Source organism: Pseudomonas sp. AOB-7 (genome assembly GCF_003696305.1).
Classification (GTDB): Bacteria; Pseudomonadota; Gammaproteobacteria; order Pseudomonadales; family Pseudomonadaceae; genus Aquipseudomonas.
This window is the reverse complement of record NZ_RFFK01000016.1, coordinates 1-23,053: the sequence shown is the minus strand read 5'-3', so window position 1 is coordinate 23,053 and position 23,053 is coordinate 1. Positions and strand designations below refer to the sequence as shown.

21 protein-coding genes are annotated in these 23,053 nt (G+C 61.3%); 15 read left to right on the top strand and 6 right to left on the bottom strand.

Annotated features, from left to right (window positions below):
• Nucleotides 1-53 precede the first annotated feature (53 nt).
• From EA796_RS20780 to EA796_RS20720, 13 genes are all read left to right on the top strand, one after another.
• The gene (locus EA796_RS20780) at nucleotides 54-899 is read left to right on the top strand and encodes an FkbM family methyltransferase (RefSeq protein WP_122110021.1); all 846 of its coding nucleotides are present in this window, start codon (nucleotides 54-56) and stop codon (nucleotides 897-899) included.
• A gap of 212 nt (nucleotides 900-1,111) precedes the next feature.
• Nucleotides 1,112-3,439, top strand: coding sequence for a YfhO family protein (locus tag EA796_RS20775; protein ID WP_122109988.1), 2,328 nt, complete (start codon nucleotides 1,112-1,114; stop codon nucleotides 3,437-3,439).
• Entirely contained in the window at nucleotides 3,436-3,795 is a 360-nt protein-coding gene (locus tag EA796_RS20770; RefSeq protein ID WP_122109987.1) for an EamA family transporter, read from the top strand. Before EA796_RS20775 ends, EA796_RS20770 begins: the two co-directional genes overlap by 4 nt.
• 3 nt (nucleotides 3,796-3,798) lie before the next feature.
• Nucleotides 3,799-5,070: a hypothetical protein gene (locus tag EA796_RS23170; protein ID WP_147459073.1), complete on the top strand. Its 1,272-nt coding sequence runs from the start codon at nucleotides 3,799-3,801 to the stop codon at nucleotides 5,068-5,070.
• On the top strand, nucleotides 5,067-6,095 hold the full coding sequence (locus EA796_RS20760) for a glycosyltransferase family 2 protein (protein WP_256679240.1): 1,029 nt from the start codon (nucleotides 5,067-5,069) through the stop codon (nucleotides 6,093-6,095). The genes EA796_RS23170 and EA796_RS20760 overlap by 4 nt, the downstream gene beginning before the upstream one ends.
• Nucleotides 6,092-6,997 (top strand): GDP-mannose 4,6-dehydratase, encoded by a 906-nt coding sequence (locus EA796_RS20755; RefSeq protein ID WP_122109985.1) that lies wholly within the window; start codon nucleotides 6,092-6,094, stop codon nucleotides 6,995-6,997. Before EA796_RS20760 ends, EA796_RS20755 begins: the two co-directional genes overlap by 4 nt.
• Nucleotide 6,998: 1 nt before the next feature.
• A complete protein-coding gene (locus EA796_RS20750) occupies nucleotides 6,999-7,970 on the top strand; it encodes a GDP-mannose 4,6-dehydratase (RefSeq protein WP_122109984.1) in 972 nt (323 codons plus the stop codon).
• Nucleotides 7,971-7,974: 4 nt separating this feature from the next.
• The gene (locus tag EA796_RS20745; RefSeq protein ID WP_122109983.1) at nucleotides 7,975-9,414 is read left to right on the top strand and encodes a mannose-1-phosphate guanylyltransferase/mannose-6-phosphate isomerase; all 1,440 of its coding nucleotides are present in this window, start codon (nucleotides 7,975-7,977) and stop codon (nucleotides 9,412-9,414) included.
• Nucleotides 9,414-10,211: an ABC transporter permease gene (locus tag EA796_RS20740; protein ID WP_122109982.1), complete on the top strand. Its 798-nt coding sequence runs from the start codon at nucleotides 9,414-9,416 to the stop codon at nucleotides 10,209-10,211. The genes EA796_RS20745 and EA796_RS20740 overlap by 1 nt, the downstream gene beginning before the upstream one ends.
• Complete coding sequence (locus tag EA796_RS20735; protein WP_122109981.1) at nucleotides 10,211-11,461, top strand: ABC transporter ATP-binding protein; 1,251 nt, start codon at nucleotides 10,211-10,213, stop codon at nucleotides 11,459-11,461. The genes EA796_RS20740 and EA796_RS20735 overlap by 1 nt, the downstream gene beginning before the upstream one ends.
• A gap of 11 nt (nucleotides 11,462-11,472) precedes the next feature.
• A complete protein-coding gene (locus tag EA796_RS20730; RefSeq protein WP_122109980.1) occupies nucleotides 11,473-12,849 on the top strand; it encodes a glycosyltransferase family 1 protein in 1,377 nt (458 codons plus the stop codon).
• A complete protein-coding gene (locus EA796_RS20725) occupies nucleotides 12,833-13,966 on the top strand; it encodes a glycosyltransferase family 1 protein (protein WP_122109979.1) in 1,134 nt (377 codons plus the stop codon). Before EA796_RS20730 ends, EA796_RS20725 begins: the two co-directional genes overlap by 17 nt.
• Nucleotides 13,967-15,091 carry a glycosyltransferase family 4 protein gene (locus EA796_RS20720; protein WP_122109978.1) on the top strand — a complete coding sequence of 375 codons (1,125 nt, stop codon included), beginning with the start codon at nucleotides 13,967-13,969 and terminating at the stop codon, nucleotides 15,089-15,091.
• Nucleotides 15,092-15,261: 170 nt separating this feature from the next.
• Here the strand turns inward: EA796_RS20720 and EA796_RS20715 are convergent, their stop codons facing one another.
• The 5 genes from EA796_RS20715 to EA796_RS20695 all read right to left on the bottom strand — a co-directional run bounded on the left by EA796_RS20715 (nucleotide 15,262) and on the right by EA796_RS20695 (nucleotide 20,098).
• Nucleotides 15,262-15,477 (bottom strand): DUF1127 domain-containing protein, encoded by a 216-nt coding sequence (locus EA796_RS20715; RefSeq protein WP_021443449.1) that lies wholly within the window; start codon nucleotides 15,475-15,477, stop codon nucleotides 15,262-15,264.
• A 358-nt stretch (nucleotides 15,478-15,835) separates the two neighbouring features.
• Nucleotides 15,836-17,272, bottom strand: a complete 1,437-nt coding sequence (locus EA796_RS20710; protein ID WP_122109977.1) for an NAD(P)(+) transhydrogenase (Re/Si-specific) subunit beta — start codon at nucleotides 17,270-17,272, stop codon at nucleotides 15,836-15,838.
• Nucleotides 17,273-17,274: 2 nt separating this feature from the next.
• Entirely contained in the window at nucleotides 17,275-17,589 is a 315-nt protein-coding gene (locus tag EA796_RS20705; protein WP_016490057.1) for an NAD(P) transhydrogenase subunit alpha, read from the bottom strand.
• A gap of 11 nt (nucleotides 17,590-17,600) precedes the next feature.
• Nucleotides 17,601-18,722, bottom strand: a complete 1,122-nt coding sequence (locus tag EA796_RS20700) for a Re/Si-specific NAD(P)(+) transhydrogenase subunit alpha (RefSeq protein ID WP_122109976.1) — start codon at nucleotides 18,720-18,722, stop codon at nucleotides 17,601-17,603.
• Between the two features lie 479 nt (nucleotides 18,723-19,201).
• Nucleotides 19,202-20,098 carry a LysR family transcriptional regulator gene (locus EA796_RS20695; protein WP_122109975.1) on the bottom strand — a complete coding sequence of 299 codons (897 nt, stop codon included), beginning with the start codon at nucleotides 20,096-20,098 and terminating at the stop codon, nucleotides 19,202-19,204.
• A gap of 179 nt (nucleotides 20,099-20,277) precedes the next feature.
• Between EA796_RS20695 and EA796_RS20690 the strand changes: the two genes are divergently transcribed.
• A complete protein-coding gene (locus EA796_RS20690) occupies nucleotides 20,278-21,456 on the top strand; it encodes an acyl-CoA dehydrogenase (protein ID WP_122109974.1) in 1,179 nt (392 codons plus the stop codon).
• 70 nt (nucleotides 21,457-21,526) lie between these two features.
• Nucleotides 21,527-22,750 (top strand): CaiB/BaiF CoA-transferase family protein, encoded by a 1,224-nt coding sequence (locus tag EA796_RS20685; protein WP_122109973.1) that lies wholly within the window; start codon nucleotides 21,527-21,529, stop codon nucleotides 22,748-22,750.
• A 73-nt stretch (nucleotides 22,751-22,823) separates the two neighbouring features.
• Here EA796_RS20685 and EA796_RS23365 read toward each other — a convergent pair.
• The coding region (locus tag EA796_RS23365) for a hypothetical protein (RefSeq protein WP_218567643.1) at nucleotides 22,824-23,053 on the bottom strand (230 nt) is incomplete at its 5' end.

The following is a 23,053-nucleotide window of genomic DNA, read 5'->3' as shown; positions in this document are numbered from 1 at the left end:
AAAATAACAGCTCAGCGCCTTCGGGTTAAGAAAAACATATAGGTATGTTGACCATGGTATTCATCTCCTACGCGCAAAACTTCGAAGATGTAACGCTCTGGCGAGCACTTAAACTCTTTGGGCCGGGCTTCTATATCGACATCGGCGCGAATCATCCCACGCGTGATTCGGTAACGCGCTCCTTGTATGAGCGGGGGTGGCGCGGTATCAATATCGAGCCCGTTCTGCATTACTATGAATCTCTTTGCAATGAGCGTCCTGAGGATATAAATCTTTGCATGGCGGTGGGCGATGAGGAGAGTGATTTGATTTTCTTCGAGTCGCCTGAGACGGGGCTTTCGACCCTCAGCTTGGAAATGGCAGAAAGGCAAAAAGCCGAAGGGATACCATTTGTTCAACGAACAGTTAAGACCCGAACGCTTGCTAGTATTTGCGACGAGCATGCTAGGCGCGAAAGTCCCATTCATTTTCTAAAGATCGATGTCGAGGGCTTCGAAGAGCAAGTGTTGCGGGGCATGGACTTTCAGAAATGGCGCCCTTGGATCATCTTGATTGAGTCTTCCTACGACAGCGATCCACACTGGAAGTCACTCATTCTTGATGCGGGTTATCAGTTTGCATTTTGCGACGGAATCAACCGTTACTATGTGGCAAAAGAAAAGCTAGAACTCCTCGTGCCGCTCTCGCTGCCCCCCAATATCCTGGACGACTTTCAGCTCTGCGATGGTCATCTCCTTAGCCATCCTGTGTCGGATGTACAGTTGCTTAAGGACAATCTATGTAGCGCTACGCGGCGCGCGGACACGGCAGAGGCGCAGTTGTATGCAATTTACAATAGTCGGCTATGGGTGTTTGTACGATTTGTTACAGCGGTAAGGCGAATGTTCTCTTCGAAATAGCAGTTGCCGCCTTGTGTGAGTGCTGTTACGAGTTATGTCAACTGGCGGTGCTCGCAAGATAGGGGGTTATTGTTTGTGAGTCATGTTGTGACATGTGTGCGGATGGACATGCCCGCAATCGTGAGACTTTGAGGGCTGTTAGTCCGATTGGCTGGCTTTTTCAGAGTTTCCCTGGTTTTTCAAGTTGCGTAGACTGATTAAGGTTGCTGGGTATGGAAATGCAACAGATGGCTTTAAAGGACATAACGGCTATCGTGGAAAATGTCGCCAGCAACCCGGCGTTAGATTGGCGGAAACATACGCCGCTGATCGTTTTGTTCGTATTGGTTACCTATTTTTGGTGGCCTGCGCTGTGGGGTGGACAGGTAATTGTTCATGCCGATGCCGCACACCACGGGCTGTCACTGTTGTCATTTCATTCGCAGGCGTTGCTGGGCGAGCGGGAACTCCTCTGGGATAGCGGGATTTATGGTGGACACCCTTTGTTTGCCGAAGGGCAAGGTGGCTTTGCCAATCCGCTGAATGTTCTCTGTGCGCTCTTGTTCGAGCCCCAGTACGGAATCGGCGTATTTCACTGGCTAAGCATGCTACTAGGCGGCATAGGGGTTTATTGCCTTGCCTTGAGTCTGGGTATAAGGCCCTGGGCAGCTGTCTTTGCCAGCTTGGCGACTACGTTCTCGGGTGTTTGGATTGGTTTTCAATACAACCTGAGCGTTTCTGGCGCCATGACCTGGGCGCCTTGGCTACTTGCCGCTGTCGAGTACTGGCTAAGGCGACCTACTTTGTGGCGCGCGAGTTTGATGGCGCTGCCTGCCGCACTGCTTATTTTTGCCGGCTATCCGCACATTGCACATGGCTCGGCCATCTACCTGATCGTAAGGCTCTCGGTATTGCTGCTCACGCAGGAAAACCGGAGCCTGGTATGGAGCAACCGCAAGCCCCTTCTATTGTTCGGTATCTGGGCCGTGGCCCTGGCGGTGGGCTTGTCGGCAGTACAACTGCTGCCCCTGATCGAACTGATTGGCCAATCGCATAGAGAGAATGGTATCAATCTGGCGTTCGCCGGTTTAATCGGCCTGGACGTCTATGTGAAAGGCCTGTTGTTCTTTAACGCCGACCCTACGACCAAGATCTTTACCACGGAGAGTCTGGCTTCCTGTCTGGTCGTCTTGCTGTTTGGGGCGGTGATTTTTGCCAAACCTTCTGCGCGAATTGTCGGGCATGTGTTAGCGGCGACTTTCCTGTTCAACTTAGGGATGGAGTTCGCATCGCCGCTATTTAGGCTGGTGTACGAATTAAATCTGGTGCCTGGGTTGCGTGGTTACAGGATTATGCACCCATTCTTTTCATTGGCGGTAATAGGTATGGCGGTCATCGCCGCTTATGTACTGGACAATTTAGCGGGTATACTAAGCCAGGCCTCAGTTAGTAAGAGTACACGTTATGGCGTGATGTTCTATTTCCTGCTCTGGTTGATGCTGGTAGCCTATTTTTACGACAGCGCTTTTACATCGCTCAACGCGTGGGAGTCGGCAGCTTTTATAATTTTGGCCGGTGGCCTTTGCCGAATAGGCCAGCTGAGGCATGCTGCCGTCCTGGCTGTGATTCTTTATGCAATGGGTGCGTTTGCTTACAAAACGGCCGTATTCAATTTTTACGATACAACCGTGCTTCACCAGCCTGAGTCGATCCAGACTATTCTGCAAGACCCGCAACTGGCAGAGTTCAAGGCATCAAGCGGTCGCGAGGCCGGCATGTTTGTTTTTATTCCGTCCAATGACCCGAGCTTGGCCAAACAGTATCAGCACTATTTGAAGAGTATCAGCCCTTTCCCCTCCCTTGACTGGGGCATCCCTTCGATTGACGGAGTTCTCGGGCTGGCGCTGGCGAGGCGCATGCTGATTCAGTCGACGGTCGAGGCGGAGTTGAACGGTGATGTCGCCACGCAACCGGGAAGTCGCATCATCGATGTACTGGGCGTCAAATACGCGTCTCGTCATGCCCCAAGCCATGCTGCGGGTTTGACGCTGATTCATCACGACACCGATGATGGTGTGTTGATCTATCGAAATATCCATGCGCGGCCACGATTCCAGTTATATCAGCGTGCTGCTTTCGTGGACTCCCCCGAGGCGGCCTTGCAGCAACTGGTGCAGAGTGAGCCAGGGCTGCTGCTGGTGGAGGGGCCGGACGCCGTGGGTGCTGCTGTGCAGCACGTGTGCGAAGAGCCAGCCCGTTTAGAGGTATCGCAGGCAACCTCCCGGCACTACCGAATGACCGTGCTCACTGAGTGTCCGGTCTGGCTGTTCGTTGCCGATGCCAATTATCCGGGCTGGCAAGCAAAAATTGACGAGGCTCCGGTAACGCTCTACAGCGCTCAGGTCATGGGTAAAGCCGTAAGGGTTCCCTCGGGCAAGCATCACATTCAGCTCGACTATATGCCACGCAGCTTTTATGTCGGACTCGGCGTCACTCTGGTAAGTCTCGTATTGGTCTTCATCAGTCTGCTGTTGGCGCTGCGCAAGAGGTCTCGGCCATGAACGTCGCGGTTGCGTTGGCCGTCCTGACGGCATTCTCCATGGCTTCCGGTCAGCTGTTGTTCAAGCTGGGGGCCGATCGCTGGCGGGGCGACAGCTTGGTGCAGTTGCTCTGGTCGTTCCTGAGTAGCCCGTATCTGATGGGCGCCGTATTTCTTTATGCGCTTACGATTCTGGTCTGGATCTATGTCCTGAAAGTACTGCCGCTCTCGATTGCCTATCCGCTGACGGCCCTGTCCTACATTTTGGTGCCGGTGTTTTCATTGGTGATATTGGGCGAGAAAGTGAGCACCAATACCCTGGTCGGTAGCGGTCTGATCATTGCCGGCATCATCGTGACCCACATGCAGAGGGTGTGACCGATGTTTCTTCTGGAAATCAATGAGTTCAATCCCGAACTTATGGCGCTGGCCGCCGAGCGGCTGGGTGCCAGACATCTGCAGCGGTTGCTCGCGTTAAAGCACACCCGGACGGATACGAACGAAAAACAGGAACGCTTCGGCCTGGATCCTTGGGTTCAATGGGTCTCGATTCATACCGGACGCCCGGCCGCCGAACATGGTGTTGCTCACCTCGGTGACGTGCCGTCGCTGACCCATCCGCAGCTATGGGAAACGCTCGGCAGTGACGGCTGGCGCTGCGGTGTGTGGGGGGCGATGAATGCGAGTCGCGGCGTGGGGAGAAATTGTGCATTCTTCTTTCCCGATCCTTGGACCTTCAGCGAGTCCGCCTATCCGCCTGAGCTGAATGATCTGCTCGCCTTTCCTCGTTATTACTCGAAGAACTATGGCGACTTAAATGTGGGGCGATCGCTTACTTCGGCACTGCGTCTGCTGAAATTTTGCCTGCGGCCTCATATTGCCCTCGCCTTATTGCCGCGGGCGCCGAAACTGGTGGTTAGCGCGCTGCACCATGGTGTATCCGAGCATATGCTGTTCGCCCTGTTCGACGTGGTGAATGCCATCCTCTTCGCGCATTACTACCGTCGCGAGCGTCCGGATTTCGCTCTGCTGTTCATGAATTCGCTGGCTCACCTGCAGCACCATAAGTGGACGGTAGAGGATGGCCTGTCGGAAGAAATGCGGGTCGTTTTCGGGCTTTTCGATTATGCCCTGGGCATTCTCTTCGATGCAGTCGATGGCAAGGATTGGCTGGTAGCCAATGCCTTCTCTCAATACTGCTCGGTGTCTGAAAACGAGTTTCTTTATCGCCAGCTGAATCCGGAAGGTTTTCTAAGGGCTGTAGGTATTACCTTCGAGCGTGTCGAGCAGGCGATGACCAACGATGGCCACGTCTTCTTCTCCTCCGCCGAGGAGGCCCGACAAGCGGCCGAGGTGTTGCGTGAAGCCCATATAGACGGTTCTCCGGCTTTTCATGTGGATATCCAGACAGGGGCAACCAAACTGTTTTATCAGTTTGTCATCTGGCGTCCGTTGGAGGCGGATGCTCGTCTGTGTATCAACGACCGCCAGCCAAGGTTCTTCGAGTTGTTTGAAAGGATTACTCAGCGCACGGGCAGTCATACCTCACGTGGCGATGTTTTCTCCGATGGCATGCCGTTGCCGGAGCTGATTCACAATCATGAGTTACATGACTATGTCATTCGTTCATTCTCCGCCAAGGTTGCCGCATGAACGTATTGTCCGGCTTTAACGAGATGCGCGAGGGTGTTGTGAGCCACCACGTGGCGGTGGTGCTGCCCTGCTTCAGAGTCAAGGCGCACATTCTGGGGGTTATCGAAAAAATTGGTCCCGAGGTGTCCAGCATTTACGTAGTGGATGATCAGTGTCCGGACGGCAGTGGCGATTTTGTCTTGGAGCACTGTGCCGACCCTCGGGTTCAGGTGCTCAAGAACCCACACAATCTTGGTGTGGGGGGCGCAGTGATGGCCGGCTACAAGGCGGCGATTGCGGATGGTGCGCGGATTATCGTGAAGGTCGATGGCGATGGCCAGATGGACCCTCGACTGGTGCCGAAGTTGATCATGCCCATTCTCAAGGGGCGTGCTGACTACTGTAAGGGCAACCGTTTCTATGACCTGGAGCATATTCGTCGGATGCCCAAACTGCGGTTGTTCGGTAATGCCGCGCTCTCGCTGCTAGCCAAACTCTCGACGGGGTACTGGAGTTTGTTCGACCCCACCAATGGATTTACCGCAGTTGATGCGCGCGTGGCCGCTCATTTGCCCATGCATCGTATGAGCCAGCGATATTTCTTCGAGACCGACATGCTGTTCCGTCTCAACACGCTGCGCGCCATGGTGGTCGATGTTCCCATGGACGCCTATTATGGCGACGAGGTCAGTAACCTGCGGATTGGTCGAATTTTGCCGGAATTCCTCCTCAAGCATTCGCGGAATTTCTGCAAGCGCTTCTTCTATAACTACATCCTGCGGGATATGTCCCTGGCGTCTCTCGAGTTCGTAGTCGGACTGGCGATGATCTTGTTCGGCGTAGTCTACGGCGGCATCCATTGGTACTCATCGATCACCACGGGCGAGCCTGCCACTTCTGGAACCATCATGATTGCCAGCTTGCCGATCATTTCCGGGATTCAGTTTGTGTTGGCCTTCTTTGCTTTCGACATTTCATCGGGGCCATCGCAGCCAATTGGCGACCTTTTATTCGATGCACGCCGGCGACAGGAAAACGAAGCATGAAAAACCTTCTGGTCACCGGATTGAGCGGGTTCGTGGGGGGGCACCTGCAGCAGGCGTTGTCCCGTCATGACGCCTGGCGAGTGCTGCTTGTCGGTGATTTCGATCTTTGCGATGCGCAGTCGCTAGACACCATTCTGCAACCGATCTGCCCTGATGCGGTGATCCACCTGGCTGGCCAGACCTTCGTGCCGGAGTCTTTCCGCGATCCTGCGCGCACTCTGCAAGTCAATCTGCTCGGTACCCTCAACCTGCTGCAGGCACTCAAGCGCAGAGGCTTCAGCGGCACCTTTCTCTACGTCAGCTCGGGCGACGTGTATGGCCAGGTGGACGAGGCGCATATGCCCATCGCGGAGGCTCTGGCACCGCGTCCGCGCAATCCTTACGCGGTCAGCAAGGTTTCCGCCGAACTGCTCTGCCAGCAGTGGAGCTACGCCGAGCCTTGGCGCATTATGGTGGCGCGCCCGTTCAACCACATAGGCGCGGGGCAGAGCGAGTCCTTCGTGGTTTCCAGTATCGCCAGGCAGTTGGTACGGGTGTGCCATGGCATGCAGCCACCACGCCTGGAGGTGGGCGATATCGATGTGACGCGGGACTTTCTCGATGTTCGCGATGTGATCGAAGCGTACCTGCTACTGCTGGACAAGGGAGTGAGTGGCGAGGTCTACAACGTGTGCTCCGGCCAGGAGCGCAAGGTGCGCGACATGATCGCGGAGATGGCCCGTTTGGCGGGGGTGGAGGTGGAACTGGTGCAGGACCCGGCTCGCATGCGGCGAGCCGAACAGCGTCGGGTTGTCGGTAGCTCCGACAAGTTGCAAAGAGAGACCGGGTGGAAACCCGGCGTACACATCACGGATACCCTGCAGAGCGTGCTCTCTGACTGGGCTGCGAGAGAATCACAATAATATGAACAAGAGTGCACTGATCACAGGGGTTACCGGCCAGGATGGCGCCTATCTCGCCAAGCTGCTGCTGGAAAAAGGCTATCGGGTCCATGGTTTGGTGGCCCGGCGCAGTACCGACACACGTTGGCGTCTGCGTGAGTTGGGTATCGAGCGGGAGATCAATTACCTGGACGGGGATCTGGCCGACGCCTGCTCCGTGCAGCGTGCACTGCTCAAGGCCTGCCCGGACGAGGTGTACAACCTCGGCGCGCAAAGTTTCGTCGGCTCGTCCTGGGACCAGCCGGTCACGACCGGCATCGTCGACGGTCTGGGCGTCACCCATATGCTCGAGGCCATTCGCCAGTTCAGCCCGCAGAGCCGTTTCTACCAGGCTTCGACCAGCGAGATGTTCGGCCTGATCCAGGCCGAACGGCAGGACGAGAGCACGCCGTTCTATCCACGCAGTCCCTACGGCGTGGCCAAGCTCTATGGCCACTGGATCACCGTGAACTACCGCGAGAGCTTCGGCCTGCATGCTTCCAGCGGCATCCTGTTCAACCACGAGTCGCCGCTGCGCGGTATCGAGTTCGTCACCCGCAAGGTCACCGACGCGGTGGCGCGGATCAAGCTCGGCAAGCAGCGCGAGTTGCGCCTGGGCAACATCGACGCCAAGCGTGACTGGGGCTTTGCCGGCGATTATGTCGAAGCCATGTGGCTGATGCTGCAGCAGGAGCAGGCCGACGACTATGTGGTGGCCACGGGGGTGACCACCACGGTGCGGGACATGTGCCGCATCGCCTTCGAGTATGTCGAGCTGAACTATGAGGATCATGTGGTGATCGATCCGGCGTTCTTCCGTCCGGCCGAGGTCGAGGTACTGCTCGGCAATCCAGGCAAGGCCGAGCGGATGCTCGGCTGGACGCCGAAGACCAGCCTGGAAAGCCTGATCCGCATGATGGTGGATGCCGATCTCGTTCGCGTAGCCAAGGAGTAGGCCGATGTTGTTTCCCGTGATTCTGTCCGGCGGCGCCGGTACCCGTTTATGGCCTGTTTCCCGCGAAGGCCATCCCAAGCCGTTCATGGCTCTGCCGGACGGCGAGTCGCTGCTGCTCAAGACCTATCGCCGGGCGGGCGCCCTGCTGGCCGACGGCGGCGAGATCGTCACGGTGACCAACCGCGATTACTACTTCCAGAGCAAGGACGAGTTCGCCGCGGCCAGGCTGCCGCAGCGGCGCGCCCGTTACCTGCTCGAGCCGCTGGGGCGCAATACCGCGCCGGCGATTGCCGCGGCCGCGCTGGCGCTGCGCGAACGGCATGGCGACCAGGCGATCATGGTGGTGATGCCGGCCGATCATCTGATTCGCGACAGCGAGGCGTTCGTTGCCGCGGCCAGGCAGGCGGCGACTCTGGCGCAGGATGGCTACCTGGTGACCTTCGGCATCCGCCCGACTCGTGCGGAAACCGGTTTCGGCTATATCGAGGCGGGCGACGCGCTGGGCGGCGATGGCGCCGCCCGGGTCGTGCGTTTCGTCGAGAAGCCGGATCGCCAGACGGCCGAGCATTACCTGGCCAGCGGCCGCTTCCTGTGGAACTCCGGCATGTTCTGCTTCAGCGTCGGCAGCCTGCTCCGCGAGCTCGCCGAACAGGCACCGCAGTTGCTCGAGCAGGTTGCCGCCTGCGTCGCCGCCAGTCCGGCGCTGCAACAGGGCGAACTGGCGCAGCAGGAGCTGAACGCCGAGCTGTTTGCCGAGCTGCCGGATATTTCCATCGACTACGCACTGATGGAGCGTTCGGACAGGGTAGCGGTGGTGCCGGCGGCTTTCGACTGGAGCGATATCGGCTCCTGGAACGCCCTTAGCGAGCTGGTCGAGGCGGATGCGCAGAACAATCGCGCGGCCGCCGATGCGCTGTTCATCGACAGCCGCAACAACTTCGTACAGAGCGAGGCGCGTCTGGTGGCGGCGGTTGGAGTCGACGACCTGATCGTGATCGATACCGCGGATGCCTTGCTGATCGCCCACGCCGAGCGCGCGCAGGACGTGCGCCAGGTGGTCAAGCAGTTGAAGGCCAGCGAGCATGACGCTTATCGCCTGCACCGCACGGTGAGCCGTCCCTGGGGCACCTACACGGTGCTCGAGGAGGGGCCGCGCTTCAAGATCAAGCGCATCGTGGTCAAGCCGGGCGCGGCGCTGTCGCTGCAGATGCATCACCACCGCAGCGAGCACTGGGTGGTGGTGCAGGGCATGGCGCGGGTGGTCAATGGCGGCGAGCCGCGGCTGGTCAGCGCCAACGAATCGACCTTCATCCCCGCCGGGCACAAGCACCGCCTGGAGAACCCCGGGGTGATCGATCTGGTGATGATCGAAGTGCAGAGCGGCGAGTACCTGGGGGAGGACGATATCGTCCGCTTCGAGGATCAGTACGGCAGGATCAAGTAATGGCCTTGAGTATGGCGCGCGCGGTGTGGAACTACCGCGGTTTTGTCGTGGGCAGCGTCAAGCGCGAGTTTCAGACGCGCTATCGCAACTCCCTGCTGGGGGCGGTGTGGACGGTGCTCAACCCGTTGTCGATGATCATCGTCTACACAGTGATCTTCTCGCAGGTGATGCAGGCGCGCCTGCCCGGAGTCGAACACAGCCTGGCGTACGGCATCTATCTGTGTGCGGGCATTATCGCCTGGGGCTTCTTCGCCGAGGTCATCGGGCGCAGCCAGTCGGTGTTCCTCGAACACGCCAACCTGATCAAGAAGCTGAGCTTTCCGCGCATCTGTCTGCCGTTGATCGTGGTGCTCAACGCCTCGGTGAACTTCGCCATCATCTTCGCCCTGTTCCTCGGCTTCCTGCTGCTGACCCAGACCTTTCCCGGGTTCGTATTGCTGGCGGTGCTGCCGGTGCTGCTGGTGCAATTGGCCTTCTCCGTTGGCCTCGGCATCATCCTCGGGGTGCTCAACGTGTTCTTCCGCGATGTCGGTCAGTTCACCGGCATCTTCCTGCAGTTCTGGTTCTGGTTCACGCCGATCGTCTATCCGGCCTCGATTCTGCCGGAAGCCGTTCGCCCGGTGCTCGAGCTGAACCCGATGATGCCGGTGATCGCCGCCTACCAGGGCATCTTCGTCTACGGGCGCTGGCCGGACTGGGGGTCGCTGCTGCCGATCGCGCTGGTCTCGGTGGTGCTCTGTGCCCTGGCCCTGCAACTGTTCCGCAAGCGCTCCGGTGAAATGGTGGATGAACTCTGATGGGCAGCATTCAAGTCAGCGGCCTGGGCAAGGCCTATAAACAGTACCCGTCGCGCTGGTCGCGTCTGGCGGAGTGGCTGATCCCCTTCGGCAGGGATCGTCACCAGTTGAAGTGGGTGCTGCAGGACATTTCGTTTCGCGTGCAGCCGGGGGAGGCGCTGGGCATCATCGGCGTCAATGGCGCCGGCAAGAGCACGCTGCTGAAGATGATCACCGGCACCACTCAGCCCAACGCCGGCAGCATTCATATCGATGGTCGCGTCGCCGCCCTGCTGGAGCTGGGGATGGGCTTTCACCCGGATTTCACCGGCCGGCAGAACGTGTTCATGGCCGGACAACTGCTCGGTCTGAGCATGGAGGAGCTGCAGCGGCTGATGCCCGAGATCGAGGCGTTCGCCGAGATCGGCGAGTACATCGACCAGCCGGTGCGCACCTACTCGAGCGGCATGCAGATGCGCCTGGCGTTCAGCGTCGCCACCGCCCGGCGGCCCGACGTGCTGATCGTCGACGAAGCGCTCTCGGTGGGCGATGCCTACTTCCAGCACAAGAGCTTCGACCGCATCCGCGAGTTCCGTAAGGCGGGCACCACCCTGCTGATCGTGTCCCACGACCGCCAGGCGATCCAGTCGCTGTGCGATCGCGCCATCTTGCTGGTCAATGGACGACTGGCGCTGGAAGGGGCGCCGGAAGAGGTGATGGACTTCTACAGCGCGATGTTGGCCGAGAAGGAGCAGCAGACCGTGCGCCAGGAGCGCCTGGAGGGCGGCCAGATCCGCACCATCTCCGGCACCGGCGAGGCGGGCTTCGCCGACATCGCCCTGTTCAACGAGCAGGGACAGCGCATCGAGGTGCTCTCCGTCGGCAGCACAGTCACCTTGCGTGTGGTGGTGGATATCAAGGCGGATATCCCGCGGCTGGTGCTGGGCTTCATGATCAAGGACCGCATGGGCCAGCCCATCTACGGCATCAATACCCACCGTCTGCAGCGCGCGCTGGAGAACCTCGCCGCGGGCGAGCGGGTGACCTACGACTTCCGTTTCCCGGTGCGCCTCGGCAAGGGCAATTACTCCATCGCCCTGTCGCTGTCGCGTTTCGACTCGCATCTGGACAAGAACTACGAGTGGCGCGATTACGCCCTGGTCTTCCATGTCATCAACGTGCAGCAGCCCGATTTCGTCGGCTGCGCCTGGCTCGATTCGCAGGTCGCCATCGAGCGCAGCGGCTCGTTGGCCGCCGAAGCCTGTCATTGAGGAGCGCTGGCATGCGTTTGTTGGTCGAGTGCACCTATGTCTACGAACATCCCCAGGACAATTCGGGGATCCAGCGCGTGGTGCGCAATATCATCGGTCATCTCGCCGGTGTGCAGGCGGGCGTCGAGTGCGTACCGGTGATGATGACCGGCGGGCGGCTGTATCGGGTGCTGAGCCTCGAACCGCTGTCGGTCGACCGCGCCAAGAGCCGGCGGCAGAGGCTGATCATGCGCCTGGATCACGCGCGCAATCGTTACTGGTGGCTGCATTCGCGCCTCGAGCGGTTGCCGCCGTTCCGCGATTCGGCGCTGGCCAGACGTCTGCTGTACTGGCCGTGCAAGCTGCTGAGCCTGGGCATTACCCTGCCGTTGCGCAGCCTGCTCTGGCTCAACCGCAACGCCCAGCCCGCGCCGCAACGGGCGGTGGAATTGCAGGTGGAGGAGGGTGATCAGCTGCTGCTGCTCGATTCTTCCTGGCACGCCGATTTCTTCGAGCTGGCCGAGCGCCTCAAGAATCAGGGCGTGGGCATCGTTTCGGTGATCTACGACCTGATCCCGCTGACCCACCCGCAATTCTGCGATGCCGGCCTGGTCAAGGTCTTCGACCGCTGGTTCGACTGGGTGTCGAGAACCGCCGATGGCTTCATGGCCATCTCGCAGACCGTGAGCGACCAGGTGGCTGCCGAGCTGCAGGTTCGGCTGGGCGCTGCCGAGGCGGCGCGACGTTGGCACGGGTACTTCCATCTGGGCTCGGAGCTCGACCTCAATCGCCCGGCCGCCGAGTTGCACAAGGGCGTCCGGCGGATGTTCGAGCAGCAGGCGCCGGTCTACCTGATGGTCAGCACCGTGGAGCCGCGCAAGAACCACGTCTATCTGCTCGATGCCTTCGAGTGCCTTTGGGCGGACGGGGTCAATGTGCGCCTGTGCATCATCGGCAAGATCGGCTGGAAGTGCGAAGCGCTGGTCGAGCGGATCAGGCGCCACCCGCAGCACGGCAAGCGCTTGTTCATGTTCAACGATGTCAACGACAAGAGTCTCGAGTTCGCCTACTCCAACGCGCGTGCGCTGGTCTTCCCCTCGCATGCCGAAGGCTTTGGCCTGCCGCTGGTCGAGGCCATGCAGCGCGGCCTGCCGGTAATGGCCAGCGATATTCCGGTATTCCGCGAAGTGGGCCAGGATTTCATGGCCTACTTCGACCTGCACGACCCGGGCAGCCTGGTCGAACGGGTCAAGGCGTTCGAGCTGTCCGGCCAGTTCCCGGCTGCCCGCGCGGTCGAACATTGGCAATGGATCGACTGGGCGGCGGCGGCTGGGCAGCTGGTGACGCGAACCCTGCACGGTATTCGTGGCACTCCGAGCAAGGCAATGGTCGATGCGGATTGCCCTTAACGCTCGCATCCTCCAGGCGCCGCGCACCGGCATCGGCCAGTACCTGATCGAGCTGATCGCGGCGCTCGACGCCGATCCCTCGCTGGAGCTGGAGTTCTTTCATGGCTGGGGTTGGAGCCGGCAACTGCCGCCAGCGGCGTTGCCCGGCTACAGCCGCTGGGTCGCCTGGGCCAAGCAGGTGCCGGGTGCCTACCGTATTCGGCGCCTGCTCGAGCAGCGTCGTTTCGAGCGGGGGTTGCGGCATACGGCAGTGGACCTGTACCACGAGCCCAGTCTGTGGCCGCTGGATTTCCCCGGCCCGATGCTGATGACCCTGCACGACCTGACCCATGTCCACTATCCGCAGACGCAGCCGGCAGATCGCCTGGCCGAAATCGCCAGGTGCGTCGAGCCCGCGCTGGAACGGGCGCGGGTCATCCTCACCGACTCGCAGTTCGTTGCCGACGAGTTGCAGCGGCATTACGGCGTGGCGCGCGAGCGCCTCAAGGTGGCCCCGCTGGGTTATGCCCAGCGCTTTCATCCGCGGCCGCTGGCCGATCTAGGCCGGGTAACGGCGCCGCTGGGCGTGAGGCCGGGCTCCTACCTGCTCTGCGTCGGCACCCTCGAGCCACGCAAGAACCTGGCGCTGGCGCTGCGCGCCTACGCGCTGCTGCCCGAGGCGGTGCGCCGGCGCTACCCGCTGCTGATCGCCGGCATGGCCGGCTGGCGTCGAGACGACTTTGCCGCTGAACTGCAGGCGGCCCTGGCCAGCGGGCAGGTGCGCCTGCTCGGCTACCTGGACGACGAGCGCCTGGCTGAGTTGCTGGCGGGAGCACGCATGCTGTTGTTCCCCTCGCTCTATGAGGGGTTCGGCCTGCCCGTGCTGGAGGCGATGGCCAGCGGTGTGCCGGTGCTGCTGTCGCCAAGCTCGGCACTGCCGGAGGTGGCGGGGACGGCTGGAACCTATGTCGAGGCCGGCGACCCCGAAGGCTGGTGCCGTGCCATCCTGCGCCTGATCGAGGATCAGGCCGAATGGCAGGCGCGCCGGGTGGCGGGCCTAGAGCAAGCGCAGGGCTTCTCCTGGAAGCGTTGTGCAGGTATTACCGCTGCCGCCTATCGGCAGGCGTTGGAGCACTGAATGCGCGTTCTGCACTTGTTCAAGACCTACCTGCCGGAAACCGTCGGCGGCATCGAGCAGGTTATTTTCCAGATCTGCCAGAGCGGGATTGCCCACGGCATCCAGGGCGAGGTGCTGACCCTCAGCGCCGAAGACGGGCCGTCCGAGCTGATGGTGGCGGAACATCGTGTGCACCGAGCCAAGCTCGATCTGCAGCTGGCCTCGACGGGCTTTTCCTACAGCGTCCTGGCGCGACTGAAGGCATTGGCGGCCGAGGTGGACCTGATCAACTACCACTTTCCCTGGCCGTTCATGGACCTGCTGCACTTCGCTGCGCGTATCGACAAGCCGACGGTGGTGACCTACCACTCCGACATCATTCGCCAGAAATACCTGCTCAAGCTCTATCGGCCGCTGATGAACCGTTTTCTCAGCAGCACCGACCGTATTGTCGCGGCTTCGCCGAACTACCTGGAGACCAGCGAGGTCCTCAAGCGGTATCGGCACAAGACCTCGATCATCCCCTATGGTCTGGACAAGACCACCTACCCGGTGCCTTCGGCGAGCGTTCTGGATGCTTGGCGGCAGCGTTTCGGTCCGCGCTTCTTCCTGTTCGTCGGGGTCATGCGCTATTACAAGGGGCTGCACATTCTCCTGAATGCCGCCCAGGGGACGGGCTACCCCATAGTGATAGTCGGGGCCGGGCCGCTTGAGCTGGAGTTGCGTGCTCAGGCCCAGGCGCTGGGGCTGGCGCACGTGCATTTTGCCGGGCGTCTCGGCGAAGAAGACAAGGCGGCGCTGCTGCAGCTGTGCAGCGCGATCGTGTTCCCGTCGCATCTGCGCTCCGAAGCCTTCGGCATCTCCCTACTGGAGGGTGCCATGTACGGCAAGCCGATGATCTCCAGCGAGATAGGTACCGGTACCAGCTATATCAATGTCCACGGCGAAACGGGGCTGGTGGTGCCGCCCAGCGATCCGCAGGCGTTTCGCCAGGCCATGCGTACACTCTGGGGCAATCCCGAACTGGCGCTGCAGATGGGGCTCAAGGCCAAGCAGCGTTATGAGCAGCTGTTTACCGCACAGCGCATGGGGCTGCAGACGGCGCAGCTGTATCGCGAACTGCTCGAGAGCAAATCACGGCACTGAAGATGAAGAACGGACTGTTCCGAGACAATTGCTCTATTGCGCTTGAGCCTGTGCGCAACTGTGCTGCTAAGCGCCACGGCTGCTCGGCCCAGATAAAACGAAAGCCCCATCGCAGCAGAGACGATGGAGCCTTCAGAAGAGCCCAACTTGGAGGGAGCTAAATCGGTGAATCAGCGCCAGAACGGCTTGCTCAGCTCGGCGTAACGCTGGTTTTCGCTGATGCCGGCGTCGGCCAGCAGGCGGGCATCCAGTCGAGCCAGCTGACGGCGGCTGACGATGCGGCGCTGCCACAGGCTGAGGGTGGCGATCAGGCGCAGCGGCCAGGAGGCCTGGTGGCTGGCGGTGCTGTGTTGGTGAAACAGGTCGGAACTGAGGGTACGTTCCATGGTGGTCATCCTTCCGCTTGTGGCGGCGCTGGTGTTTGCTTTCGATGGGCAAATTATCGCGAGCGGGGCGACGACCCAGTAGTCACAGCTGGATTAAATTGTTGTGCTATTAGATAGGTTGCTTTGTAACTGTTGCGCCTGAAACGGAGCTAACTGTACTGGTCATAAGTGAAATGGCTGGGTGCAACCGGTCAATACGAGAAAATCGCCTGCATGAGGCCTCGATTGCAGTGGCTATCAAGCGGTACAGTTTTAAATTGATCCGCTATGACGGCTGACCTGAAGTTCAGCTTTTTCCTGTCTCCCGGGCACAAAAAACCCGGCGCAAGGCCGGGTTTCCTGTCTAATTGGTCAGGGCTTAGTCCACGGCCTTGACCATGTCCTCGATGACCTTCTTGGCGTCGCCGAAGACCATCATGGTCTTGTCCATGTAGAACAGTTCGTTGTCCAGGCCGGCATAGCCGCTGGCCATCGAGCGCTTGTTGACGATCACGGTCTTGGCCTTGTAGGCCTCGAGGATCGGCATGCCGGCGATCGGTGACTTCGGATCGTTCTTCGCCGCCGGGTTGACCACGTCGTTGGCGCCGAGCACCAGCACCACGTCGGTCTGGCCGAACTCGGAGTTGATGTCCTCCATCTCGAACACCTGCTCGTAGGGCACTTCGGCCTCGGCCAGCAGCACGTTCATGTGGCCCGGCATACGCCCGGCCACCGGGTGGATCGCGTACTTCACGGTCACGCCGCGGTGGGTCAGCTTCTCTGCCAGTTCCATCAGCGCGTGCTGGGCACGGGCCACGGCCAGCCCGTAACCGGGCACGATGACCACGGTGTCGGCGTTGGTCAGCAGGAAGGCGGCGTCGTCGCTTGATCCCGACTTCACGTTGCGTTCCTGCTGCGCGCCACCGGCGGCGCCGGCGTCGGCATCGGCGCCGAAGCCGCCGAGGATGACGTTGAAGAACGAGCGGTTCATCGCCTTGCACATGATGTACGAGAGGATGGCACCGGACGAACCGACCAGGGAGCCGGCCACGATCAGCATCGAGTTGTTCAGCGAGAAGCCGATACCGGCCGCCGCCCAGCCCGAGTAGCTGTTGAGCATCGACACCACCACCGGCATGTCGGCGCCGCCGATCGGGATGATGATCAGCACGCCGATGACGAAGGCCAGCGCCACCAGCACGGCGAAGGCGGTGATGTCGCCGGTGAAGGTGTAGAACAGGCCCAGGCCCATGATGGCCAGGCCGACCAGCAGGTTGACCAGGTGCTGGCCCTTGAACACCACCGGGGCGCCCTGGAACAGGCGGAACTTGTACTTGCCCGACAGCTTGCCGAAGGCGATCACCGAACCGGAGAAGGTGATGGCGCCGATGGCCGCGCCGAGGAACAGCTCCAGGCGGTTGCCGGCCGGAATCGCGTCGCCCAGGGCCGCGACTATGCCCAGCGACTGCGGCTCGACGACCGCGGCGATGGCGATAAATACCGCGGCCAGGCCGATCATGCTGTGCATGAAGGCGACCAGCTCGGGCATCTTGGTCATTTCCACGCGCTTGGCCATGATGGTGCCGACGCTACCACCGACCAGCAGGCCGACGATGACGACGCCCAGGCCCTGCACGGCCAGTTCGCTGCCGAGCTTGTGGATCAGGCCGACCGTGGTGACGATGGCGATGGCCATGCCGACCATGCCGAACAGGTTGCCGCGCCGCGACGAAGTCGGGTGCGACAGGCCCTTGAGCGCCTGGATGAAGCAGATCGAGGCGACGAGGTAGAGAACAGTGATCAGGTTCATGCTCATGGTCAGTGCTTCTCCGCCTGCGCTTTCGGCGCCTTCTTCTTGAACATTTCCAGCATGCGTCGGGTCACCAGGAAGCCACCGAACACGTTGACCGCGGCCAGGGCCACGGCCAGGGTTCCCATGGCCTTGCCCAGCGGGGTGACGGTGAGGGCGGCGGCCAGCATGGCGCCGACGATGACGATCGCGGAAATCGCGTTGGTCACGGCCATCAGCGGGGTGTGCAGGGCCGGGGTGACGTTCCACACCACGTGGTAGCCGACGTAGATGGCCAGCACGAAGATGATCAGGTTGTAGATGCCGTCGGAAATCAGATCCATGTCTCTACTCCTTAGCCGTTCTTGCGCACGACTTCGCCGGCGTTGCACATCAGGCAGGCCGCGACGATGTCGTCTTCGAGGTTGAGCTGGAACTGGCCTTCCTTGTCGATCACCAGCTTGAGGAAGTCCAGCAGGTTGCGTGCATAGAGGGCGGAGGCGTCCGCCGGCACCAGCGCGGCCAGGTTGGTGTGGCCGACCAGGGTCACGCCGTGCTTGACCACCACCTGGTCGGCCTCGGTCAGCGGACAGTTGCCGCCCTGCGCCGCGGCCAGGTCGACGACCACCGAGCCCGGCTTCATCTCAGCCACTGTGCTCTCATGGAGCAGTGTCGGTGCCTTACGACCCGGAATGAGGGCGGTCGTGATGACAATATCGGCCTGCTTGGCGCGCTCGTGCACGGCCTTGGCCTGGCGCTCCATCCAGGATTGCGGCATGGGCCGGGCGTAGCCGCCGACCCCCTGGGCGCATTCGCGTTCTTCATCGGTCTCGAACGGCACGTCGACGAACTTGGCGCCGAGCGACTCGATCTGTTCCTTCACCGCCGGACGCACGTCGGAGGCCTCGATCACCGCACCCAGGCGCTTGGCCGTGGCGATGGCCTGCAGACCGGCGACGCCGGCGCCGAGGATGAGGATACGCGCGGCCTTCACGGTACCGGCGGCGGTCATCAGCATCGGCATGAAGCGCGGGTAATGGTGCGCGGCCAGCAGCACCGCCTTGTAGCCGGCGATATTGGCCTGCGAGCTCAGCACGTCCAGGCTCTGTGCGCGCGAGGTGCGCGGCGCGGCTTCCAGGGCGAAGGCGGTGATGCCGCGGGTGTTCATCCGCGCGATGGTGTCGTTGCAGAACGGGTTGAGCATGCCGACCAGCACGGCGCCGGTCTTCATATGCGCCAGTTCGGCCTCGGTCGGCGCGAGCACTTTCAGCACCAGGTCGGCGCCGAGGGCGGCGGCGTCGTTGCCGATGATCGCGCCGGCGGCGGTATAGGCCGCGTCGGGAATGCTGGCGCTGACGCCGGCACCGGCCTGGACGGTCACCTGGTGGCCTTGGCCGACCAGCTTCTTGACGGTCTCGGGCGTCGCGGCAACCCGCGTCTCCCCGGCGTGGGTTTCGAGAGGAACACCGATGTGCACTTCTAATCTCCTGCGTGATCTTTTGGGTGAACCGGCGTACTGCGCTGGCACGCTGGCGATTGGGGATCAGCACATAACCTGCCAGTTGGCGGCGGGCGCGGCGATTGTGCAATCGAACGCAGACCCTTACAAGAAGTTATGGAGTAAAAAAAATGGATTACTACAAGTAATAGGTCTATGAGAGATTTTTATACCGCGTGCAGGCCGCGCCGCACCTGAGGGGAAGCAGGTTTGCTGGGGCCTGTGCGGTCTGACGGTCATTCATCGAACGAATGACCGTTGGTCGAATCGACTGAGGTGTAAAAAGCGGCGAACGGAGCGTTCAGAATAGTGGAATGCCGCGAAAGTGCTGGGCGTGACGCGGATCGAGGCTATTGCGGCGTTGTAGTGTGACCGTGGCTGCACTACCTGTCCTTGTTGCGAGCCTTGTCTGCCGTTCTTGTCGCCTTTGTGGGCGGGTCATAAGCGCTGCAGGGGCGTTATCCCTGGCGGTAGGCGCTGGCTTGCAGCAGCAACCAGTCGCGAAATGCCAGGAGCGCTGCCGACTCGGCCTTGCGCTCCGGCACCATCAGGTAATAGGCGCGGTCGTTGTGGGGGACGGCGCGGTCGAGGGCCACCACCAGGCTGCCGTCCTCCAGTTCGCGCTGGATCAGGAAGGGTGGGATCAGCGCGACGCCCATTTCATGGCGCGCGGCCTGGGCGAGCATGGAGAACAGCTCCAGGCGCGGGCCGGTCATGTCGCGGGCCACGCTCAGGCCCTGGGCAGCGAACCACTGGCGCCAGGCATAGGGGCGGGTGGTCTGCTGCAGCAGGGGTAGCGCGGCAATCTGCTCGGCGTTGACCGGCTGCTTGCCCAGCAATGTCGGGCTACATACCGGCAGCAGGTGCTCATGCATCAGGAAATGCGCCTCGGTGCCCGACCATTCGGCATCGCCGTAGTAGATGGCGGCATCGAAGTGGGTGTCGGCGAACAGGAAGGGGCGGGTGCGGTTGGTCAGGTGTACCGTCACCTCCGGGTGCAATTGTTGGAAGGCGCGCAGCCGCGGCAGCAGCCATTGGGTGCCGAAAGTCGGCACCACCGCCAGCTCGATGCTGCTGGTGCCCTGGTTGCCCATCAGCGCCAGAGTGTCGCGCTCCACGGCATCGAGTTGCGCCGCTACCTTGCGGCTATAGGCGACCCCGGCCTCGGTCAGCACCACGCCGCGCCGCGAACGACGGAACAGTTCCACATTGAGAAAACTCTCCAGGCCGCCGATCTGCCGGCAGATGGCGCTCTGGGTCAGGCTGAGCTCGTCGGCGGCCTTGGTGAAGCTCTGGTGGCGCGCGGCGGACTCGAAGGCGACCAGGGCGGCGGTGCTGGGGATCTTGCGGCGCATTTATGCCAAAGCCTCACTCATAAGCGATATATCTTGTTGATTAAGCTATCTCGAAGTGAGAAAAAAGCACAGTTCTGTGCGAATTCTGCGTTTGTCCAATCGGCAAGTCAGGCCTAGGATCAATGCCATTCGGGTCGGCTCGGCCGACCGCTCACTTCACCGCTTCGAGGTTTCTCGCAATGGCCAAGGCAAGCTTCAACTGGATCGACCCGCTGCTGCTGGATCAACAGCTCACCGAAGAAGAGCGCATGGTGCAGGGCAGCGCCCGGCAGTTCGCCGCCGACAAGCTGGCCCCGCGCGTGCTGGAGGCCTTCCGGCACGAGCGCACCGACCCGGCGATCTTCCGCGAGATGGGCGAGACCGGCCTGCTCGGCGCCACCATTCCCGAAGCCTATGGCGGCAGCGGCCTGAACTACGTGTGCTACGGCCTGATCGCCCGCGAAGTGGAGCGCATCGACTCCGGCTATCGCTCGATGATGAGCGTGCAGTCCTCCCTGGTGATGGTGCCGATCCATGAGTTCGGCAACGAGGCGACCAAGCAGAAGTACCTGCCGAAACTGGCCAGCGGCGAATACATCGGCTGCTTCGGCCTGACCGAGCCGAACCATGGTTCCGATCCGGGCTCGATGGTGACTCGCGCCAAGAAGGTCGAGGGCGGCTATCGCCTGAGCGGCAGCAAGATGTGGATCACCAACAGCCCGATCGCCGACGTGTTCGTGGTATGGGCCAAGGACGATGCCGGCGAGATCCGCGGCTTCGTCCTGGAGAAGGGCTGGCAGGGCCTGTCCGCTCCGGCCATTCACGGCAAGGTCGGCCTGCGCGCCTCGATCACCGGCGAGATTTTCATGGACAACGTGTTCTGTCCCGAGGAGAACGCCTTCCCCGGGGTGCGCGGCCTCAAGGGGCCGTTCACCTGCCTCAACTCCGCCCGCTACGGCATCAGCTGGGGCGCCCTGGGCGCGGCCGAGTTCTGCTGGCACACCGCACGCCAATACGTACTGGATCGCCAGCAGTTCGGCCGCCCGCTGGCCGCCAACCAGCTGATCCAGAAGAAGCTGGCCGATATGCAGACCGAGATCACCCTGGCCCTGCAGGGTTGCCTGCGCCTGGGCCGGATGAAGGACGAGGGCACCGCGGCGGTGGAAATCACCTCGATCATGAAGCGCAACAGCTGCGGCAAGGCGCTGGATATCGCCCGCCTGGCCCGCGACATGCTGGGCGGCAACGGCATCAGCGACGAGTTCGGCATCGCTCGCCACCTGGTCAACCTCGAGGTGGTCAACACGTACGAAGGAACCCACGACGTGCATGCGCTGATCCTCGGGCGTGCGCAAACCGGTATTCAGGCGTTCTTCTAATAGAGGGGGTGCGCCATGCGCACCACCGAGTTGTTCATGGTGCGCGTGGCGCACCCTACGGAGAATCGCCATGCCCGGCGCCCTGTCCCATATTCGTGTGCTCGACCTGTCCCGCGTACTCGCCGGGCCCTGGGCCGGGCAGATTTTCGGCGACCTCGGTGCCGAGGTGATCAAGGTCGAGCGGCCGGGTTCGGGTGACGACACCCGGCATTGGGGGCCTCCTTATATAAAGGACGCCGAGGGCAATGATTCGCGCGAGGCGGCCTACTTTCAGAGCGCCAACCGCAACAAGCAGTCGCTGACCCTGGATTTCACCCTGCCCCAGGGCCAGCGCCTGATCCGCGAGCTGGTGCCGCAATGCGACGTGCTGTTGGAGAACTTCAAGGTCGGCGGCCTGGCGGCCTATGGTCTCGACTATGAATCGCTGAAGGCGCTCAATCCGCGGCTGATCTACTGCTCCATCACCGGTTTCGGCCAGACCGGCCCTTATGCCAAGCGCGCCGGCTACGACTTCATGATCCAGGGCCTGGGTGGCCTGATGAGCCTGACCGGGCGTCCCGAGGGCGAGGAGGGCGCCGGGCCGATGAAAGTGGGCGTGGCGCTGACCGACATCCTGACCGGCCTCTATGCGGCTGTGGGTGTGCTGGCCGCGCTGAATCAGCGCGAGCAGTCCGGCATCGGTCAACACATCGATGTGGCGCTGCTCGACGTGCAGGTCGCATGCCTGGCCAACCAGGCGATGAACTACCTCATGACCGGCGTGGCACCCAAGCGTCTGGGCAACGCCCATCCCAATATCGTGCCCTACCAGGACTTTCCCAGTGCCGATGGCGATTTCATTCTCGCCGTGGGCAACGATGGGCAGTTCCGCAAGTTTTGCGAGGTCGCCGGCCTTCCGGCTTTGGCTGACGATCCGCGTTTTTCCACCAACAAGGCGCGGGTCACCCATCGTGGCGAGCTGATCCCATTGTTGCGCCAGGCGACGGTGTTCAAGACCACCGCGCAGTGGATCGAGCTGCTGGAAGCGGCCGGTGTGCCCTGTGGCCCGATCAACGACCTGGCGCAGGTATTCGCCGATCCGCAGGTTCGGGCGCGTGGCCTGCGTCTCGATCTGCCCAATGCCCTGGGCAGCAGCACGCCGCAGGTGGCCAGTCCGCTGCGTTTGTCCGCCACGCCAGTGGCCTATCGCTCGGCTCCGCCGTTGTTGGGGCAGCACACCGAAGCCCTGTTGCAGCGGCTGCTAGGCATGAGCGCAGCGCAGGTCGCTGAGTTGCGTGAGGCGGGGGTGATTTAAGCTTGCTGCCCTCTATATAGAAGAGGGAAAAGGGCGCTGATCCGATTTGCGCAATTTTTTGCATATCAGGGGTTTACAGCTCGCTGTGCTCATGTAGAATGCGCGCCTCGCTGAGACGAACCCAGGTTCGACGAAGCGCTAAGTTGTTGAGGTAGAAAGAAAATTTCTTCAAAGCGACTTGACGGAGTGAAGAGGTGCTGTAGAATGCGCCCTCACTGAAGCGGAAGAGATGACGCTGAGGTTGCTCTAAGTTGTTGAGTAGAAAGAAAAAATCTTCGAAAAACAGCTTGACGGAAAGATGAG

What these genes read in the sequence shown, in the direction of transcription:
- EA796_RS20780 (WP_122110021.1), top strand. Translation starts at nt 54, where the DNA reads ATGGTATTCATCTCCTACGCGCAAAACTTCGAAGATGTAACGCTCTGG.
- EA796_RS20775 (WP_122109988.1), top strand. Translation starts at nt 1,112, where the DNA reads ATGGAAATGCAACAGATGGCTTTAAAGGACATAACGGCTATCGTGGAA.
- EA796_RS20770 (WP_122109987.1), top strand. Translation starts at nt 3,436, where the DNA reads ATGAACGTCGCGGTTGCGTTGGCCGTCCTGACGGCATTCTCCATGGCT.
- EA796_RS23170 (WP_147459073.1), top strand. Translation starts at nt 3,799, where the DNA reads ATGTTTCTTCTGGAAATCAATGAGTTCAATCCCGAACTTATGGCGCTG.
- EA796_RS20760 (WP_256679240.1), top strand. Translation starts at nt 5,067, where the DNA reads ATGAACGTATTGTCCGGCTTTAACGAGATGCGCGAGGGTGTTGTGAGC.
- EA796_RS20755 (WP_122109985.1), top strand. Translation starts at nt 6,092, where the DNA reads ATGAAAAACCTTCTGGTCACCGGATTGAGCGGGTTCGTGGGGGGGCAC.
- EA796_RS20750 (WP_122109984.1), top strand. Translation starts at nt 6,999, where the DNA reads ATGAACAAGAGTGCACTGATCACAGGGGTTACCGGCCAGGATGGCGCC.
- EA796_RS20745 (WP_122109983.1), top strand. Translation starts at nt 7,975, where the DNA reads ATGTTGTTTCCCGTGATTCTGTCCGGCGGCGCCGGTACCCGTTTATGG.
- EA796_RS20740 (WP_122109982.1), top strand. Translation starts at nt 9,414, where the DNA reads ATGGCCTTGAGTATGGCGCGCGCGGTGTGGAACTACCGCGGTTTTGTC.
- EA796_RS20735 (WP_122109981.1), top strand. Translation starts at nt 10,211, where the DNA reads ATGGGCAGCATTCAAGTCAGCGGCCTGGGCAAGGCCTATAAACAGTAC.
- EA796_RS20730 (WP_122109980.1), top strand. Translation starts at nt 11,473, where the DNA reads ATGCGTTTGTTGGTCGAGTGCACCTATGTCTACGAACATCCCCAGGAC.
- EA796_RS20725 (WP_122109979.1), top strand. Translation starts at nt 12,833, where the DNA reads ATGCGGATTGCCCTTAACGCTCGCATCCTCCAGGCGCCGCGCACCGGC.
- EA796_RS20720 (WP_122109978.1), top strand. Translation starts at nt 13,967, where the DNA reads ATGCGCGTTCTGCACTTGTTCAAGACCTACCTGCCGGAAACCGTCGGC.
- EA796_RS20715 (WP_021443449.1), bottom strand. Translation starts at nt 15,477, where the DNA reads ATGGAACGTACCCTCAGTTCCGACCTGTTTCACCAACACAGCACCGCC.
- EA796_RS20710 (WP_122109977.1), bottom strand. Translation starts at nt 17,272, where the DNA reads ATGAGCATGAACCTGATCACTGTTCTCTACCTCGTCGCCTCGATCTGC.
- EA796_RS20705 (WP_016490057.1), bottom strand. Translation starts at nt 17,589, where the DNA reads ATGGATCTGATTTCCGACGGCATCTACAACCTGATCATCTTCGTGCTG.
- EA796_RS20695 (WP_122109975.1), bottom strand. Translation starts at nt 20,098, where the DNA reads ATGCGCCGCAAGATCCCCAGCACCGCCGCCCTGGTCGCCTTCGAGTCC.
- EA796_RS20690 (WP_122109974.1), top strand. Translation starts at nt 20,278, where the DNA reads ATGGCCAAGGCAAGCTTCAACTGGATCGACCCGCTGCTGCTGGATCAA.
- EA796_RS20685 (WP_122109973.1), top strand. Translation starts at nt 21,527, where the DNA reads ATGCCCGGCGCCCTGTCCCATATTCGTGTGCTCGACCTGTCCCGCGTA.